Below are 18,059 nucleotides of genomic sequence, written 5' to 3'. Positions count from 1 at the left end.
GGGGTAAGGAGCGCATGGAAGCAATGAAGCACCTGATTCTGACCCTGATGGCAACAACTCTCCTCACCTCCTGTGGTGAGTTTCAGGCCTTTGACACTGGCGGGCTTGCCAGTCGCCTAGGGGACCCGAAAGCTCCCTCGGGTTTGAGTACAAAGGTCATGAGCTGTTCCCAAATTGACCTCTCATGGAACACTCCGGACTCTGACCAGTTCCCAAACTTGAAGTCCTTTAAGGTCTACCGCGATGGGCTTTTTTTATTGGCAACAACAGCCAATTCGTTGAGTGATCAAAACCTCGTCGAAGATTCGACCTACAGCTATCAGATTTCAGCAGTCAACCAAGCTGGGGAGGAGTCTCCCAAGACCCCTGTAGCCACAGCGCAAACTTCTGTCTGCAGCCAAAATCCACCTCCGGTGAAGGGGCCCCTGCAAGCCAATACTAACTATCCCACTTGGCTGAAGTTTTCTAATGGTACCCCTCACTTTCTCTGTGGAGCCGGCGATCCGGAAGACTTTCTCTATCGCGGAAGTCGAAACTCAAACGGCACCCGCAATGGGGATCAGATGGCTCTGATTAACAAAATGAAGCAAACCGGCGCCAATGGCATCTATATGCAAATTGTCCGCTCTCACGGCGGGGACGGCCCAGGGGATCACAACCCCTTCAACAACTCAAATCCCTCATCGGGCTTGGACACCGACATTCTCAATCAATGGGAAACCTGGTTTCGCGAAATGGATCAGGCTGGGATCGTCATCTATTTGTTTTTCTATGACGACAGTGCCTGTATTTGGGGCTGCAACAAAGGTTCAGACAACAGCTCTCCCTCGGCCGAGCAAAACTTCATTAAGGCCATTGTCAATCGCTTCTCTCATCACAACAATCTGGTATGGGTGATTGCAGAAGAGTACCAGGAACGCTTCAGTGCCGCCCGCGCCGACAGTATGGCCCGCGTGATCAAGGAGACCGACAGTAAGAATCACCCTGTGGCTCTCCATCAACTCAGTGGCCTCAACATGGATTTGCCCTCCTCCCCTTACGTGGATCAGTTTTCCATTCAAATTGATGGCAGTTCGGCTCAGGACTTTCACCAGAAAATGGTCAGCGCCTGGAATTCAGCAAACGGACGTTACAATCTGAACTTGGCTGAACCGGCCGGTGGGTCAGTGGGTACCGGTGTCAACGCCCGACGTATTATCTGGGCCTCTGCTATGGGCGGTGCTTATATCATGCCGATTGACTGGGATATTGTCTCCACACCCAATGAGAGACTCAAAGAGTGCGGCTATCTCGCTCAGTTTTTTGAATCCATTCGCCTGGAGACTCTGTCGCCCCACGATGAACTGATCGCTGGCAACAGCCAGTATGTCCTCGCTGATCCCGGCTCCCATCTTTTTGTCGCCTATGGCTCCAATGCCACGAGCAACTTGGGCATAAAAGGGGCTCTCAGCGGCACCTACAATCTGGTTTGGATGGACACTGTATCCGGCCAACGGGTGAGCCAACAGTTTAGTCATTCTTCAACCGGAAATGCTCTTTTTCCTAAACCGGCAAATCTTGGCAACGAAGTGGTGGTCTATGCCGAACGCGTCGTCACCAGCCCAGCCAACCAGGTGTTCCCTGGGGCCAGTTGGGAAAAGCGCTCCGCCAGCGACCATTGCCAAATCCCCACTAAGCTGGATCAATTTGCCGCAAACGTGGGCGGCGTGGGTGTGATTGTGAAAAACGGCTACATCGTTAAAGAATGGGGGGCTGCTAACAGTCGGGGCGATTGGGCCTCCAGCTCCAAGCCGGTGATGTCGACACTTTTGTTTTTCGCCATTCAAGAAGGTAAGCTGAGTAGTCCGAATGACAAAGTTGTCAATTTGGGCTGGAACCTTTCAGGTAAAGACCGGGACATCCAGTATCACCACTTGGCAAATATGATCAGTGGCTACATGCGCGCTGAAGCCCCTGGAACCGCTTGGGCCTACAACGACTATGCCATTCAACTCTATGCCGAGTCCCTTAAGAAGGTCTATGGGGGAGGCTCTTTGAACAGCATCGCCACGAATTCCGGCCGTCTCGGTGTTTTGCAGTTTCAGGATGGCTCCATTTTTGGCAGTCGTGGCGGCAACGGTCTTGAAACCTCTCCCCGGGACTTTGCTCGCATTGGATGGTTTTGGTTGAACGAGGGCAAGTGGCAGGGGCAACAAGTTCTCAATAAGAGCTTCTTTCAAAATTTTCGCAAGGCCCACGTCGCGGGAAATCTTCCCCGCACGGGCGGCACCGACAGTCGCGGTGATTATTTGGGTATCGGAACCCACGGTGGTGGCACCGATCAGACCCATATCGGTCCCGGTATCTACGGCTACAACTGGTGGTTTAATCCGGGGCAGTCCGTGTGGCCTGACGCCCCACCTGATGCCTTTCAGGCCAACGGCCACTGGAGCAAAGAAGTCATGACTGTGATCCCCAGCCTCAACATGGTCGTCGCCGCCCGCGGCAGCTGGGGCGCCTTTGAACCCGGCAACCGCTCCGCCGGCATGAACCAAAACCTCAAGCTGTTATCTGAAGCCTGCCCTTAGTAGTTTAACTGGCGAGTTTAGTGAAGGCGACGGACAGATCTTTTGCACCCAAGGGTTTATTGAGAACTTGAACGACGTGAGCCTTCACTCCGGAAATTCGTTTTTCCCAGTCTTCACGAACTCCCCCACTCATGAGAACAATCTTAGGCTGACGCTCGCCCAGTTGGGCAATCACCTCTTTGATCAGATCATCTCCAGCCATGGTTGGCATGTTGAGATCTGTCACCAAGATATCGATGGACTCCGGATCTTGGAGAAGGCGATCCAGGGCCTGGCGTCCGTTGTGCACACACTCGACCTGAAATCCCCATTCCTCCAGTTGCATCTTAAATAATTCTGCCAGCTCCACTTCATCTTCGGCCACCAACACCCTTTGGCCTTGTCCTTCTGGACAAAACAAGGAGCCAGAGGTCTCGTCCTTAGCTGGTTTGTTTTCGCTGGATTCGTCTTGACGATAAACGGGAAGCCTCATGGTAAAGGTGGTGCCTTCACCGACCTGGGATTCCACTTTGATCTCTCCACCCATTTCCTGGACAAAGGAGTGACTAATGCCCAAACCCAAGCCCGTTCCTTTGCCCACCGGTTTGGTCGTATAAAACAAATCGAACATCTTCTTTTGCACATCCCCAGGAATACCGCAGCCCGTATCGCGGACTTGAACCCACAGGCCACCTGTACCCATATCCGTTACGGTTGAAACAACGATCTTCCGCTGCCCTTCTGGCTTTTCTGCCAAGGCATCTTTGGCGTTTTCCAGCAGATTCATAAGGACCTGTTGAAACTGACCGGGATTCCCCATCAGGGTGTCCCGAGCTCCTTTTAGCTGGCACTCGATTTCAATGCCCGTGGACTTATAAAGAGTTGAAATTAACTGCACCGAGTTTTGGATGACTTCATGGGCATGAAAGACTTCACGGCGCTGCTGGTTCACATCCGTTCGCGAGTAGATCCTCAATCCGTCGACGATGCCTTTGATACGGTCCAAACCTGAGGACAGCTGATCAATCAGCTTAAGGGGATCCAATTTCCCCATCTCGATCTCATGCTTGGACTTTTCCAAGAGCATATAGAGAATGGCCAAAGGATTATTAATTTCGTGGGCCACACCTGCAGCCATGGTGCCAATCGAGGCCAGTTTTGCAGAAAGGGCAATTTGCCCCTGGGTTTCTTTCTTTTCCCTTTCGATGTTCACTCTTTCGGTGATGTTTTCGATAAAGGACCAAATGTACTTTTCGCTCTTACATTCTGTAATAAAGCCGTTGAGGCGCACATTGACGAGATGCCCCTCTTTATGAATGAATTCCTTCTCGTAGGGACCATAGGCTCCGGTGGAATCCAAAGACTTCAGTTGCTCGGCTTCGTCTTCAGCGTACTTGTCTGGAGTCAGCTGCCAATAGGTCAATCCTCCGTCAGCCTCCTCAGCGCTATATCCAATGATGTCCAAAAAGGCCTGATTGGAGGCAAGCCACATCCCATCACTCAGACGACAAAGGTTTAACCCAACCGGAGACTCGGCAAAAAGGCGCAGAAGAAACAAGTGCCCTTCATCATCAATTTGTTTGAGAGACTCGGCCCCTTTGGGACCAAAAAATGGATTCTGGTTGTTGGACAACTGATTGCCCCCTATGGCTTGTTGGCTTATCGGCACGGTCGCCACGGGGGGTTAAGTTGATTTTGATTAAAGTCACTCGGCCTCAGGCCGCCTGTCCCGTAACGAGAGGTGTATAAGGAGTGACTCGATTTCGACCGCGGTTCTTGCTCATATACATGGCCTGGTCTGCTTTCTCGATCAGCTCATCGGCGGTCTTGGCACTGTTGGGTAAACAGGCGTAGCCAATGCTAATCGTCACGTGGAACTCACGACCTTCGTGAAGGAATTTGTGTTGTTCCACATTGGAACGCAAGCGTTCCGCGATCTCGGCTACCCTCTCGGGCTTAACACCGTTGAGCACCACGCCAAACTCTTCTCCGCCCACACGGCACATGACATCTTCGTTCTTGCGCAGGATTCGCTTCAATATATAGCCGATCTGCTTCAAAATCGCGTCGCCCACCAGATGGCCATAGTTGTCGTTAAAGGACTTAAAGTGATCGATATCAAAGAGGATCAAAGACACGGGAAACTCCTTAGTGGGTTTGGCCGCAATCCCCTCTTGTAACTGCACCTGAAAGTAAGAGCGATTGTTGAGCTGAGTCAGGCTGTCGCGGGTGGTCTCTTCGTGGAGGTATTCGTTCTCTAATAGGACGGTAATATTGGAGGCCACCGTCATTATAAACTGAATGTCCTCTTCATCGAGCTTTTTCTCGCTGTTCATTTCCAGCAGGCCAAGGGCACCAATCACCTTGTTGTTCTTTTTGAGGGGAAAAAGTGAGGTGGTCAGCCGATCCTCACGCCCGCCGTAGCCGACGGCGCCGCTACTAAGGAAGTCGCTAAACACCACGGGCTGCTTCATCTGCTGAACGCGGTCAAGGAGTGGATTCACCATGTCCATCACCACTTTGAGGTTTTGACGGTCGCCACTCTCCTCGTCAAAAGGGAACACCCGCCCCACATAGTTCTTGAGTTCGCAGTTTTCATCGCCATACTGATGACCAAACAGAGCCACCATGTCGGCTTTGAAGTACTCCTTGAGTTGGCTAAGAGCGATTTCGATCACCGATTGCCCCTGAAGGCGCATGGTCATGGCTTGAGAAATCTGCAGAAGGATTTTGGTTTCTTCCAGCTTGCGCTCCATTTGGTTATTGAGAACGGCCATTTTGATATTGCGCTCTTCCAGATCCCCGGCCACCTTTTCCTTTTCCGTCAGAGTCTGCACTAATGATTCCTTCATATTGGCGAAGGCCTTACCGAGAGTGGCAATCTCGTCTTGGCCCTCGCTCTCGATTTTAATTTCGTAGTCTCCATTGGAAACCTTGGTCGCCAAATCAGTCAGCCTTTGCAAAGGCTGGACAAATCGCCGAACGACCAAGAAGGACACGCCAAAGGTGAGCAAAAGTCCCAGGGCAAAAATGGTCTTTAACATCAACCCCACATCTTGGATGGATTGAAAGACCCCTTTGGTTTCCTGAAAAAACAAAACCTTCAACCGCTGATTATCGGAAAGCTGAAACACCATGGTCTCGGCCATCCAGGCTTTGTCATCCACCTTGAGAAGATAGCGCATTCGCCCGTCGACCTTGTCGAGGACGGTCTTGTACAAGTCGTCCCGAGTGTTCACCGAAGTCACCGGCCAGCGCCCCCAGGCCTTCTTGCCCGAGTCTGCACTAAAAATGAGAATGTTCAGACCCATCTGCCTTTGCAGGTTCTCCAGGTAATCCCCGCTTTCCAAGGGATTGCCATTTTGATCAATCAGACTTTGAAAGCGCTCGACAGCCACACTCAAATCGCGACCTAAAATGGATTTGGAATAATGATCGTGAGCCTTCGTCACGCCAAGATAGATTGCCAATTGCACACTGATGAGAACCTCTGCCAAAAGCAGAAAGGTTTTTGATTGAAGTGACACAAAGCCTCCCATACCCGCTCCCATACCCGTGCAAGTTGCCTGTGAGCGAGATCAACAAAACGTCCAACACCAGAAAGACAATCCCTATTCTAAAAGCAAAAATAACGCGTCTCACAACTTTTCCGTCAAATCGTTCAAATGCGTTTTCACTAACGATTTTGATACTCTAGCCTCCACCAGTGACAAAGGTTTCGACACTAAAATTGGATTTGGCACAAGCCTTGTAGTCTCCCGGTCTGGATTCCACAAAAGGTGTCACAGTGACTCTAAAAGGGGACGGAATCCACAATCATAGGGGGAATAACATGAAAAGATGGTTACATTTTGTCTTCGCTGGCCTGATGCTGGTGTCATATGCGCCAATTGGCCAAGCTTTGGATGCAGGTGATATAATAGATATCATCGGCTTGATCGGAAATGATCGCGTACGTCCGCGGCCGCCCCGTTACCCAGGTCGACCGGACCGCCCACGCCCACCTCGTTATGGCGATATCACCTGCCGCGCTTACGATGATGGCTGGGAAGAGCACTTCGGCGGACACAGCAGTTGCCGCAGTTGTTTGAAAAAGCACGGCGATTGTATCGAGCGCTGCACTCAGACCTACTATATTTGTACGGCTTCCGGAGACGACGGTCACGGTCGCCAGTTCACCGTCGATGGCTACGGCGCCTCCGAGTGGGAAGCTCGCGAGGAAGCCCGTCGCAATTGCCAATATGATCGCCTCTATGGCTGTCATGTCACCCGCTGTGACAGCGAAGACGATGTGATTTCACGTCGCTCCTGTCGCTAATATTGATTTTGGTTTTTTAAGATCCAACAACCACATCCTCTGGATCCGGTGGCCCTCATGGGGAGGGCCACCATTTTTTTGCTCGTCTCGACGAGCCGTTTCCGGAATTTTCTCAGCCGCTACTTTTTTTTCCATCAGCCTTAACAATTTTCCCAATTTTTCGAGACATCCTACCTCAGCAAAACCGCCTGAAAGACAAACCCACAGGGGGTATTGGGACATTCTCTCCGCAACAGCTGCCTTCACCCCTTGGTGAGCACACAAAATGTCTCAGAGATAATGCGTCACACAAAAAAAATCCCTCAACTAAAGTGCTAGCTTCCATGCATCAAGTATTTGTATATACTTTGAATTGTCCATCCATTGAAATTCAACACGGTGAGGGTTCTATGAGTTCTAATCAGGAAGTCCCGCTGGGCCAACGACTGTTGGACAGCCCATTTCTCCTGCTCTTCGCAGGTCTCGCAACGATGTTCGGTTTTTACACAATCTGGGGGTTGATTGAAGTTCTCTCTCTCCCACAAGCCACCTTGCCCTAAGGTGTGAGACAAGGAAAGGATTGCAACTATGGCTGACAATTCCATGCATTCTGGCATTGTCTCTCCTAAGGGAGTCTGGTGGACACCAGCTGCTCCTCAGGAGAGAAAGTGGGTCATCGTCTCATTTATTTGGTGTATGATCCTATTCGCAATGATGCCCTTTTGGCACTTAAAGGGCGGACAAAATCCCTCAGGTATTCGCGCCAAGGTTTCAGTTGCTGACTTTGAGTCACGGGTGAACCGCTTTGTCGAGGAATACCAGGTCGGCGAGGAAAAGGGCGTTCCTGTTGTCGCTCCTCCCGCTGGTAGCGACATCTATATGTTGGGACGGATGTGGTCCTGGTACCCGGTTTTGAAACTCAAAAAGGGTGCTGAGTACATTCTTCATCTCTCTTCCATTGACCTTAACCACGGTTTCTCTCTCTTCCCGGTGAATGTGAACTTTCAAGTGGTCCCCGGGTACGACTATGGTCTGCGCATCACCCCTAACAAAGCGGGTGAGTTTCAGATTATGTGTAATGAGTTTTGTGGAATCGGCCACCACTTGATGGTGGGTAAAGTCATCGTTGAAGAGTAAGGGGAAATATCATGAGTGCAGTATCCAATATTGCCGCTAGGTTTCGCACCTGCTCCGTGACCGGACTTAAGGTGGACTCCAATGCGGAAAACCTAATTAAAGTAAACGCAGTTGTGGCTGTAGTATGCTTCCTCTTGGGAGTCATCGCCGCCATCGGTATTCTACTCACCCGTTGGCAAGCCGTGCATTTGCTTTCGGCTGAGGGCTATTATCGCATGCTGACCAGTCATGGTCTGAATATGCTGATCTTTTTTATCGTCTTTTTTGAAATGGCGGTTCTCTACTTTGCCGGACCTGTCTTACTAAATTGTCGACTACCCGCGCCCAAGCTCGGTTGGCTCAATTTCATTTTGATGGTCGTCGGTATGGTCATGGTCAACGTCATGGTCTACACCGGTAATGCGGATGTGACCTTTACCTCCTATCCGCCTTTGATGGCTCATCCCATGTACTATCTGGGTATCATCCTGTTTGCGGTAGGAGCTCTATTGGTGTGCTTCCAGTTTATGGCCACTCTGGTCGTCGCCAAGAGGGAGAAGACCTATGAGGGTTCCATGCCCCTGGTTGTCTTTGGTGCCCTGACTGCCGCAATTATTGCCATCATTACCCTGCTCCACGGCGCCTTAATTTTTGTGCCCACCTTCTTGTGGTCACTGGGCCTGATGGAAATGGATCCACAGATTTACCGCTTGGTGTTCTGGGGACTGGGGCATAGCTCGCAACAGATCAATGTGGCCGCGATGGTGGCGATTTGGTATCTATTGGCTGGCTTAACCGTTGGCGGCGTGGTGCTGAATGAAAAGATCAGTCGCATAGCCTTCGGACTTTACATTCTCTTTATCTCGATGGCTTCGGCTCACCACCTTTTGGTCGATCCTGGCTTTGGTCCGGCCTGGAAGGTGTGGAATACCTCATACGCCATGTACCTGGCGGTGTTGGCCTCCATGATCCACGGCTTTACTGTGCCTGCCGGTATTGAGATGGGTCAGCGCTTGCGCGGCTTCACCAATGGACTTTTCGAGTGGCTGCGAAAGGCTCCCTGGGGAGACCCCGCCTTCTCAGGAATGGCTTTGTCGGTCGTGATCTTTGGATTCATGGGTGGAATCACCGGTGTCACCATCGGAACGGAGCAGATTAACATCATTGCTCACAACACTTTGCGGATCCCCGGACACTTCCACACAACAGTGGTGGGCGGAACCGCTCTGGCGTTCATGGCTGTCACCTACTACGTGCTACCATTGATTTTTCAAAAGCGTGTGGCTTTCTGGGGAATGGCTAAGGTTCAACCCTACTTCTTTGGCTTTGGTATCAGCATAATGGCCATGGCGATGATCTTCCAGGGGATTTTTGGTGTTCCTCGTCGCCACTGGGACATCACTTTTGCCGGTGCTCTCTTCCCGGTTGAATTCCACCCAGCAGTGGGAATGTTACAGGCCCTTATGGGTATTGGTGGATTAATTGCCGTCACTGGAGCCTTAATGTACATTGCCATTGCCGTAGTGACCGTGTTCTTTGGCAAAAAGATCACCGAGGCCGACATCAAGAATGGAGCACCAGGTGTTCCACAAGGGGTGCACAAACTGCCTCCCCAGGTCCACACCGGAGACCATGTACAGAAGGCCCATTTGCTTGGCGCCAAAGGCACCGTGGTTTTGGTCACCATCTTTTTGGTGTGTTTTGTACTTTACTACTTCACCAACTGGAAGATTTTGTCCTTCCTGTGGAAGGTAGGATAATCGAGAATGAAGAAGTCGGTGCTTTTAGCAATATGTATTTGGCTGGGGGCCACCTTGTTGTGGTGGGCCTTTGCCTTTGCACCGACGCCCGGGGCGGCTCCCGCTTGGTTGGAGGCCGCCCGTTCAGCCTGCTTCGGACGCATGCCCAACGGGCTACCTGAGCCCTATGGCTGGATGGGGCTGGTCCTCAGCCCCGCGATCTTAGCCATTGCTATTTTGTTTGTTTGGTCGCCTCAGGAAGTTTTTGCCACACTCAAACAGGCCCTCTCGCTCAAGGTTGGACAAGTTTTCACTGCTGTGACCTTGATCCTTATAGGAGGTGAATCGGTTTGGGTGGCGCAAAAGTTTTCTGCCGCCCTTGAAATTGAAAGCGTGGACTTTAGTGCTCCAACTCCAGACGTACAGCTCCCGGACAATTACCCTCAGGTGAACAAAGACCTGCCGGCCTTTAGTTTAGTCGATCAACACGGGAACACCATTGGCGAAAAGACCTTCCTCGGCCGTCCTGTGGTATTGACTTTTGCCTTTGCCCACTGTGCGACGGTTTGCCCGGTGATTATTCATCAGGTGCTTCAGGGCCTAAAAGAAGATGACGGAGCTGAGTTCTTAGTCATCACTCTTGATCCCTGGCGAGACACTCCGGGCTCGCTTCCCACCATCGCCAAAGAGTGGGAATTGCCCTCTTTCGCCCATGTCCTCTCTCACAAGACGATTGAGGAAGTGACTCGACTTTTTCCCTTATTCAATATGCCAACATCGCGCAACGATAAAACAGGTGACATCACTCACCCGGCCTTGGTATTCGTCATTAACCCACAAGGACAATGGGTTTATACGTTTAACAATCCTCACCCCAGTTGGTTGTCTGAGGCAGTAAGGCGCGTGAGTTTAAAGCATGCAGGAATCTGAAACCCTTTATGACGAGAGAGAATACCCAAAACTCACTCGCCCGTTAAAAGTCATCCTGACTTTTTTTGATCGCCTTTTTGATCGCTTTTACACCTCTCGCTACAACCCTCTCTATCGCAGCGGCACCTTGGCTGTGTTTTGTCTATTTGCCGCTCTCATCACCGGACTCTACCTGATATTCTTTTACCGCCTCGGCAGTCCATTTGAGTCAATTGCGGAAATCCAGGATCAGGTTTGGGGAGCCCGCTGGATGCGAGCCATGCACCGATGGGTTTCAGATGCAGCCGTGGTGGCCGTGGCCTTTCACGTTTTAAGATTGCTCGTCCAAGGCAAAACTTGGGGACCACGTATGTTGGCCTGGGTGACCGGCGTGTTGCTTACCGGATTTATGTTTATTTCCGCTTGGACCGGTTATGTGATGGTTTGGGACGAGCATGGCATGGCCATGGCAAAGATGGGGGCCAAGATTTTGGATCTTCTACCCATTTTCCCAGAGAGCATTGAACGATCCTTCACGGGTGGCAAACCTGTCCCGGCGTCCTTCTTTTTTATGAATCTTTTTGCCCACGTCGCTGTTCCTCTGGGCATGATTTTGGTCTTATGGCTACACACTTCCAAACTGGCCCGCTCCAAGTGGTTACCGGAAAGGAATCTCACTTACTGGCTCACTGGGATATTTATTGTTTTTTCCATTCTCGTTCCGGCTCCCATGCTCAAAAAGGCCGATCTGTTGATGATTCCGGGAGGGTATCCGACAGATTTATTCTACAATTTTTGGATGCCTCTGGTGGAGTGGACCACCACCGCCTGGGTCTTTGCCGGCTCTTTGGTTTTCACTTTGGTGTTAACCTCCATGCCGTGGTGGTGGCGTCCCAAGAACCACAAAAAACGAGAGACCCTGGCCTCCCTCGTCGAGGAGAAGCGTTGTGAGGGTTGCGCCCAGTGTTATTCGGACTGTCCCTTTGATGCCATCTTGATGAAAGACCGCCAGGAAGAAGGTCTTTCGCCCCAATTTGCTTCGGTTAATCCGGCTCTTTGTGTGAGTTGTGGTATTTGTTCAGCCTCCTGCTCCTCACTTGCCATTGGCCCTCCCGACCGTAACGCCCGCGACATGATACGCCGACTGAAGGCCTTTTGTGATGAACATCCAGTGCCCGAAGACAAGGGGCTGGTTTTTGTCTGTCGCCACTCGGATTTGGCCGCTAAAACCCATGATGAAGCCAAGAACGCTGGCTGGTTGAGCTATTCAGTTGAATGCACAGGAACGCTTCATTCCGCAGCACTCACATTTGCCGCCAAACGCTTTGGCCGCACAGCCGTGGCCGGCTGCCCGGAAAACGACTGTTTGTTCCGCGAAGGGACGACTTGGCTCAGCGAAAGGTGGCAACGCAAACGAGGTCCTGAATTGCCTGAAGCCATCGCTCAAGATGCCGTTTTTCTATTCAGTGGCAGTCGCAATGAAGGCCAGCCCCTCTGGCAATGGATGAGGGATGGCTCTGGAACCGCGAAGAAAACTTCGTCTCCCGGCCAATGGACCGCAGGTCTTGTGGCCACTATCCTGCTGTTGGCAGGCATCGCTCTGGGAAGCCAAGTGGTATGGAATCAGGTCCCAGAACACGGGGCAATTAGAATCGGGTGGCGCCTTCCTGGACAGAAGATCGAAACCTGCCGGGACTTGAGCCCCGAGGAGTTGGCGCATCGCCTCCCGCATATGCGCAGACCTCGTGAGTGCACTGTGACTTACATCAACTACCGGCTCAAACTCTTTGTTGATAATGTCGCTATTGTTGATGAACTGGTTTTGCCCCCGGGCCTGAAACACGATCGCCCCCTCGATGTGAACTACCAGCACAATCTAGCACCAGGTGAGTACAATATTCGGGTAGAGTTTGCTCCTGATGATGATTTGAATAGTAATGCTCCGCGATTCGAACTAACTGAAAGTATCACCATTAGTAAACAACGCATCGTTCTGATCGCCCTCAGCGAATCTGAGCACCGACTAAAGTCATTGCATCAAACTCCTAAAGACTTTTAAGACTCGAAAACTGGGCAAATATCTAGGACAGTTTGCCCCATTGGTTAAGCAACTCAAAAAGCGGAGTAGGATTGTCCCATCCGGCTTTTTGTCTGTGACTCGCTTCGCCCCATCCCCATGTTTTCACTGCATTAATTTTTATTTGTTGGTGTACAAAGATTGCATGTGTATCTATGAGATCATACAATTTCTAAACTAAAAAAATCTTATGCGTTGGAATTTAGGACCAAAGCAGAACTCAGAAGGAGGATTCATCATGAGGATGCGTTTGCTCGGAGTCGCTCTACTTAGCTCCGCCCTCTTGGCTCCTGCCGCGATGGCTGGTGGAAACGCCGCCGAAGGCAAGAAAAAAGCAGCAAGCTGTGCTGCTTGCCATGGACCGGACGGAGTCAGTTTAAACCCTATGTACCCAAACCTTGCGGGTCAAAGTGAGTCTTACCTGACTAAACAACTGAAAGCGTTTAAGGCAGGGAATCGAAAAGACCCCACAATGAGCCCCATGGCACAGGCGCTGACGGATGGGGACATTGACAATTTGGCGGCTTACTTTGCTGGCATGAAAACAGCCAAAGCAGAAAGCGCCGGACACAAGCCCATGTCTAAGACCGAAGTGAAGTACGAAGGTGCTCCTTCTGGAATTGATCCTGGATTTGTTACCACCTCGAAAGATGTGGCGCCCCGTGATCGTCTGAAGACCGCTGACTTCGAAAAGGCCAAGCAGATTTACTTTGAACGCTGCGCCGGCTGTCACGGAGTTTTGCGTAAAGGCGCCACAGGGAAACCATTGACCACCGAGATCACTCGCAAGCTGGGTAAAGACTACCTGAAGAACTTTATCACCTATGGATCTCCTGCTGGTATGCCCAATTGGGGAACTTCGGGGGAATTGTCAAAAGGCGACATCGACCTGATGGCCAAGTATTTGCTTCATGAGCCGCCCACTCCTCCGGAATGGGGAATGAAGGAGATGCAGGCTTCCTGGAAGGTCATCATTCCAGTTGAGAAGCGCCCCAAAAAGCAAATGAACAAGTACAACCTGAAGAACCTGTTCTCCGTTACTCTTCGTGACGTGGGTCAGGTGGCCTTGATCGATGGTGATTCCAAAAAGATCATCAATGTGGTCAAAACTGGATACGCGGTCCATATTTCCCGCTTGTCTACTTCTGGGCGCTACCTCTATGTGATCGGTCGTGATGCCAAGATCAACCTGATCGACCTATACATGGAAACTCCTGACAACGTGGCAGAGATCAAGATTGGTCTTGAGGCTCGCTCAGTTGAGACTTCCAAGTACAAAGGCTACGAAGACAAGTACGCGGTTGGTGGCTCTTACTGGCCTCCTCAGTTCGTGATGATGAAAGGCGACACTCTTGAGCCCCTCAAGATCATGGCCACTCGTGGTATGACTGTGAGCAAGCAAGAGTATCACCCAGAGCCTCGGGTTGCAGCCATTGTGGCGTCTCACAAGCATCCTGAGTTCATTATCAACGTCAAGGAGACTGGCAAGGTCTTGTTGGTTGACTACTCGGACATCGACAACCTGCGTGTCACCAACATCGACACCGCTGAATTTTTGCATGACGGTGGTTGGGACCACACTCATCGCTACTTCATGACGGCCGCCAATAAATCAAACAAGGTTGCCGTGATCGACTCCAAGGAGCGCAAGCTGGTGAAGATGATCGATGTGGGCAAAATTCCTCATCCCGGTCGTGGCGCCAACTTCAAAGACCCCAAACACGGTTGGGTCTGGGCAACGAGCCACCTGGGTGACGACAGCATTTCCTTGATTTCAACTTCTGGCCGAAAGGCATGGTCGGTTGTACGGACACTCAAGGGCCAAGGTGGTGGTTCCTTGTTCATCAAGACTCACCCCAAATCCAAAAACCTTTGGGTGGACACTCCTCTGAATCCTGACGAAAAACTTCATCAGTCGGTTGCCGTCTACAACCTCAAAGATTTGGACAAGGGCTTTGAGCGCGTCGACATCGCTGCCATGGCCGAGCTGGGTGAAGGCGCCAAGCGTGTGGTTCAGCCTGAGTACAATGCCAAAGGCGACGAGGTATGGTTCTCTGTATGGAACGGAGCCAAACAGACTTCTGCGATTGTGGTGATTGACGACAAAACCCGCAAGATGAAGGCTGTGATCAAGGATCCTCGCCTGATCACTCCTACGGGCAAGTTCAACGTCATGAACACCATGGAAGATATCTATTAATTAGATCTCTCCATCTGAAGTTTCCGCTAAAACCCCTTCTGAATTCAGAAGGGGTTTTTTTCAAAAAGGTTCCAGGTCCTATTCGTGGATGCATGACGACATATTCAGATTCCAAGGGAATTTGAATATGTCGTCATGCATCCACGAATAGGACCTGAACCTTTTTGAAACAACTCCCCCTATACCAGTGCCACCCCCATGAAGTCCCTACCCGTTCCCTAGGATTTGGGATCATTTTGTTCCCAAGAGCTTTGACCTCATTGGCTCATGGGCCTACTTCTCGGCCTATGAACACTGGTCAAAGTGCCCGCCTGTGGCTGCAAGAAGAGTACGATGCTCGACGTAAGAGGAACCCCTCTTTCTCCTTGAGAGCCTTTGCCCAGGTTTTGCAGATTCCCCCGGGTCGCCTTTCTGAAATCCTCAATCAAAAGCGCCCGATCACCCATAAGATGGCCCGTCATTTGGCTGACCGCCTGGAGCTAGATCCCCAGGCCAAACAAGCCCTGCTCAATCGCATCCAGCAAAGTGGAAAAGGCATGGCGGCCCCTCAGGGCAAGATGGAAAACTCAATTGAATCATCGGGCGACTATATTCAGCTGTCCCTGGATCACTTTCACGCTCTGGCGGACTGGTATCACTTCGCCATTTTAAGTCTCACCGAAGTGCGGGGTTTTAAGTCCGACGCCAAATGGATCGCTCAGCGATTGGGGATTTCCGTCACTCAGGTGAAGAGTGCGATTGAGCGTCTCACCCGGCTGGATCTTTTAGTGGAAAAAGATGGGGCATGGGTGGCCACCAACAAATCCCTGACCACCCCTACTGATATCGCGTCACCCGCTTTGCGCAGCTCTCACCGGCAAAGTCTCCGCCAAGCCATTGACTGTCTGGAAACTGTGGAGCTCGCTGATCGCGATATCACTTCCATCACCATGGCCATCGATAGGTCAAAAATTGAACCAGCTAAGAAAATGATCCGCACTTTCAGACGTCAACTGTGTGCCTTTCTCGAAGAGGGCGAAAAAACAGAAGTCTATAACCTCAACGTGCAATTGGTCCCCGTCAGCCAAATTGATCGAAATAAAAGGAGTTCTCAATGATCCGAGTAGCAATAAAATGTGCACTTCTCTTCTCAGCAACAAGCCTCAGTGTTATCAGCTGGGCCCATTCTCCCAAGGCAGATTCCCAACAAACTACCCTTGAAAAAGCCGATCAAGTCGGGGTCGTCACCAATCTGGGAAATGACCGGGGCAATGGAGGTGACACTTTGGTCGAACACAATGGCCGAGTTCGATTTCTGGATTTGGTGCGCATTCCCAACTCTGAGATTCTTGATCCGGAAATTGAAGGACTTCGCCACGGCTTGGAAAGGGAATTGGCCCGCCACCAGGGACTGCTCGACGCCACCTATTTCCCGGCCGGAGCCGACAGCTTTACTGAGCCGGTGATGAGTAAAATCTTAGGTGGCCTAGACAAGCTCACTTTTTACCTGGTCAACGGTCCTCTGCCCGAGGTGGGCGACCGTGGGGTCGTCTATCTCCCCTGGCGCGTCCGCGGGGTTATTCACCGACTGGCCCTACAGGATCGCAACAGCCTCACTGTACTGGTTGATCGCAATCTCTATCACAGTCTGCCCTATCGGGACCAATTGGCCTTTATGCTTCACGAGGCGCTGATTCGGGTTTGGTACGATGACTTCAATAATGATGTCCTTGAATCCACCGACAAGATAGCCAGCTTTGTTCACGTACTTTTTAACAAGTCTGCTCATTTGCCGGGCGGCCTAAATGCTAAAATGGTTTCCCGGTATCTGTGTGATGCGGGACTCACCACTTCGGACAAAACTTTTGGTTCCATGCAGACACTATCTGGCATTCTTGTTCCCCACACGTCCTATCCGCGAAATGTGGTCATTTTTGCCCGAGTGGAAAACCGCTGTCAGGCACTGGAGCTGGTACGTACCGGACCCGCTACCGGCCGCTATACAAGTAACGTCGTGCGACCGGCCAAGTACCTTCAGTCTTACGAGTTCGAAGAACAGGACAAACAAGGACGCTGGCATAAGACCTTCGTATCCTTGGTCGAAGAACGGGACGGTAACAAAGAGTACGTCATTGAACCCCGCAATCCAGACAGCATGATGGTGTGGGCCGGCAGCTATAGACAGATTTCCCGCTACCGCATTGGTGTGTGGGTTCCCTAACCGGACCGCCCCGCAAGTTCTGGACCCAACTTCGGTAGAGAGGATGATCCGAGTTCAAGCACCGGCGATTTCCCAGTGATAAACTGGAACCATGTTCACTCGTTTGCCTCTCTACTTAGGCTTAAGTCTGGCCCTGATCTCATTGGTCTCCATGAGGGCTGAGGCCAAGTACTATTTGGAAGTGGACGCCATGGCGGAGCTCTCAAGCCTCGCCCGCAATCACAAGACGGTGGCCAATTTCAGCATCACTTCCACCTCGGGTTACCGGGTGAAGATGGAGAATGAGTTTTTTATCAGCAATTGGCTCACCTTCCATGTCGGTGGCGAAACCGCCCAGTACACCTATGACATTGCCGACACCCGCACCCTGGTCAACCCATCGCTGGCGCAAACCAATTACATCGGTGGCTTTCGCATGCGCTTTGGTAACGTCATGTTCGATCTGGGCTACATGCAAAAGCAGTTGTTTATTCTTGAAGACCGACAGACCACCGTCCACGAAATCAAACAAGTCCCCACCGGCGTGGTGACTGCGGGCTTTCAAATCGGCGCCACCAGCCGTTACTGGGATTTGATGATGCGACTCAATGGAGGCACTGGTAGCGGCACCGATGAGAATAACGAAAAACTGACTCTCAACTTCACTCTTGCTGCCACCGCTGTTATTCTCTTTGGACGCAAAAATAAAACCGTTTTCGAAACCATCTCAACGCAAAATCTCAAGCAAAACGAATTCCTGTTTGGCCTTATTGGTCAGGTGCGTGAGGAGGCCTACAAACATAACGACTTCGACTATGCCATTTCCGATGTCTCCCTCGGCCTTATCCTGCAGATGCAACTCAACTAGACATCCGTCCCAAGCCTGATTCCAATCAATCTCACAAAACTGTATTTATTTTTGATTTTGGTCGTCGTCTTGACCCTGTAAAGATTGGGAATCCTTCACATTTGTCCGTCAGATTGAGAATGTTGCCT

At 51.2% G+C, this 18,059-nt stretch carries 13 protein-coding genes; 11 read left to right on the top strand and 2 right to left on the bottom strand.

Annotated features, from left to right (window positions below):
• The first annotated feature begins 14 nt into the window (after positions 1-14).
• Positions 15-2,567, top strand: a complete 2,553-nt coding sequence (locus H6624_01930) for a serine hydrolase (GenBank protein MCB9083068.1) — start codon at positions 15-17, stop codon at positions 2,565-2,567.
• A gap of 4 nt (positions 2,568-2,571) precedes the next feature.
• Here the strand turns inward: H6624_01930 and H6624_01925 are convergent, their stop codons facing one another.
• Complete coding sequence (locus H6624_01925; GenBank protein ID MCB9083067.1) at positions 2,572-4,179, bottom strand: response regulator; 1,608 nt, start codon at positions 4,177-4,179, stop codon at positions 2,572-2,574.
• 82 nt (positions 4,180-4,261) lie between these two features.
• Entirely contained in the window at positions 4,262-6,073 is a 1,812-nt protein-coding gene (locus tag H6624_01920; GenBank protein MCB9083066.1) for a diguanylate cyclase, read from the bottom strand.
• 305 nt (positions 6,074-6,378) lie between these two features.
• Here H6624_01920 and H6624_01915 point away from each other — a divergent pair, with 305 nt between their 5' ends.
• From H6624_01915 to H6624_01870, 10 genes are all read left to right on the top strand, one after another.
• Entirely contained in the window at positions 6,379-6,864 is a 486-nt protein-coding gene (locus H6624_01915) for a hypothetical protein (protein ID MCB9083065.1), read from the top strand.
• A gap of 389 nt (positions 6,865-7,253) precedes the next feature.
• Positions 7,254-7,403: a hypothetical protein gene (locus H6624_01910; protein MCB9083064.1), complete on the top strand. Its 150-nt coding sequence runs from the start codon at positions 7,254-7,256 to the stop codon at positions 7,401-7,403.
• 43 nt (positions 7,404-7,446) lie between these two features.
• Positions 7,447-7,980 carry a cytochrome C oxidase subunit II gene (locus H6624_01905; GenBank protein ID MCB9083063.1) on the top strand — a complete coding sequence of 178 codons (534 nt, stop codon included), beginning with the start codon at positions 7,447-7,449 and terminating at the stop codon, positions 7,978-7,980.
• A gap of 11 nt (positions 7,981-7,991) precedes the next feature.
• Positions 7,992-9,719 (top strand): cbb3-type cytochrome c oxidase subunit I, encoded by a 1,728-nt coding sequence (locus H6624_01900; GenBank protein MCB9083062.1) that lies wholly within the window; start codon positions 7,992-7,994, stop codon positions 9,717-9,719.
• Positions 9,720-9,725: 6 nt separating this feature from the next.
• A complete protein-coding gene (locus tag H6624_01895; protein MCB9083061.1) occupies positions 9,726-10,628 on the top strand; it encodes an SCO family protein in 903 nt (300 codons plus the stop codon).
• Entirely contained in the window at positions 10,615-12,666 is a 2,052-nt protein-coding gene (locus H6624_01890; GenBank protein MCB9083060.1) for a cytochrome b N-terminal domain-containing protein, read from the top strand. Before H6624_01895 ends, H6624_01890 begins: the two co-directional genes overlap by 14 nt.
• Positions 12,667-12,922: 256 nt before the next feature.
• Positions 12,923-14,884, top strand: coding sequence for a c-type cytochrome (locus tag H6624_01885; GenBank protein ID MCB9083059.1), 1,962 nt, complete (start codon positions 12,923-12,925; stop codon positions 14,882-14,884).
• A 287-nt stretch (positions 14,885-15,171) separates the two neighbouring features.
• A complete protein-coding gene (locus H6624_01880) occupies positions 15,172-15,981 on the top strand; it encodes a TIGR02147 family protein (GenBank protein ID MCB9083058.1) in 810 nt (269 codons plus the stop codon).
• Complete coding sequence (locus H6624_01875) at positions 15,978-17,084, top strand: hypothetical protein (protein MCB9083057.1); 1,107 nt, start codon at positions 15,978-15,980, stop codon at positions 17,082-17,084. The genes H6624_01880 and H6624_01875 overlap by 4 nt, the downstream gene beginning before the upstream one ends.
• Positions 17,085-17,175: 91 nt before the next feature.
• A complete protein-coding gene (locus H6624_01870; GenBank protein ID MCB9083056.1) occupies positions 17,176-17,931 on the top strand; it encodes a hypothetical protein in 756 nt (251 codons plus the stop codon).
• Positions 17,932-18,059: the final 128 nt, after the last annotated feature.

The sequence above is a fragment of the Pseudobdellovibrionaceae bacterium genome (genome assembly GCA_020635075.1).
Taxonomy (GTDB): domain Bacteria; phylum Bdellovibrionota; class Bdellovibrionia; order Bdellovibrionales; family UBA1609; genus JADZEO01.
Note: the sequence above shows the minus strand (reverse complement) of the source record. Positions and strands in the feature narration are given on the sequence as shown.

Bases quoted from the DNA above. Each gene is read 5' to 3' on its own strand.
- H6624_01930 (MCB9083068.1), top strand. From the start codon at position 15: ATGGAAGCAATGAAGCACCTGATTCTGACCCTGATGGCAACAACTCTC.
- H6624_01915 (MCB9083065.1), top strand. From the start codon at position 6,379: ATGAAAAGATGGTTACATTTTGTCTTCGCTGGCCTGATGCTGGTGTCA.
- H6624_01910 (MCB9083064.1), top strand. From the start codon at position 7,254: ATGAGTTCTAATCAGGAAGTCCCGCTGGGCCAACGACTGTTGGACAGC.
- H6624_01905 (MCB9083063.1), top strand. From the start codon at position 7,447: ATGCATTCTGGCATTGTCTCTCCTAAGGGAGTCTGGTGGACACCAGCT.
- H6624_01900 (MCB9083062.1), top strand. From the start codon at position 7,992: ATGAGTGCAGTATCCAATATTGCCGCTAGGTTTCGCACCTGCTCCGTG.
- H6624_01895 (MCB9083061.1), top strand. From the start codon at position 9,726: ATGAAGAAGTCGGTGCTTTTAGCAATATGTATTTGGCTGGGGGCCACC.
- H6624_01890 (MCB9083060.1), top strand. From the start codon at position 10,615: ATGCAGGAATCTGAAACCCTTTATGACGAGAGAGAATACCCAAAACTC.
- H6624_01885 (MCB9083059.1), top strand. From the start codon at position 12,923: ATGAGGATGCGTTTGCTCGGAGTCGCTCTACTTAGCTCCGCCCTCTTG.
- H6624_01880 (MCB9083058.1), top strand. From the start codon at position 15,172: ATGAACACTGGTCAAAGTGCCCGCCTGTGGCTGCAAGAAGAGTACGAT.
- H6624_01875 (MCB9083057.1), top strand. From the start codon at position 15,978: ATGATCCGAGTAGCAATAAAATGTGCACTTCTCTTCTCAGCAACAAGC.
- H6624_01870 (MCB9083056.1), top strand. From the start codon at position 17,176: ATGTTCACTCGTTTGCCTCTCTACTTAGGCTTAAGTCTGGCCCTGATC.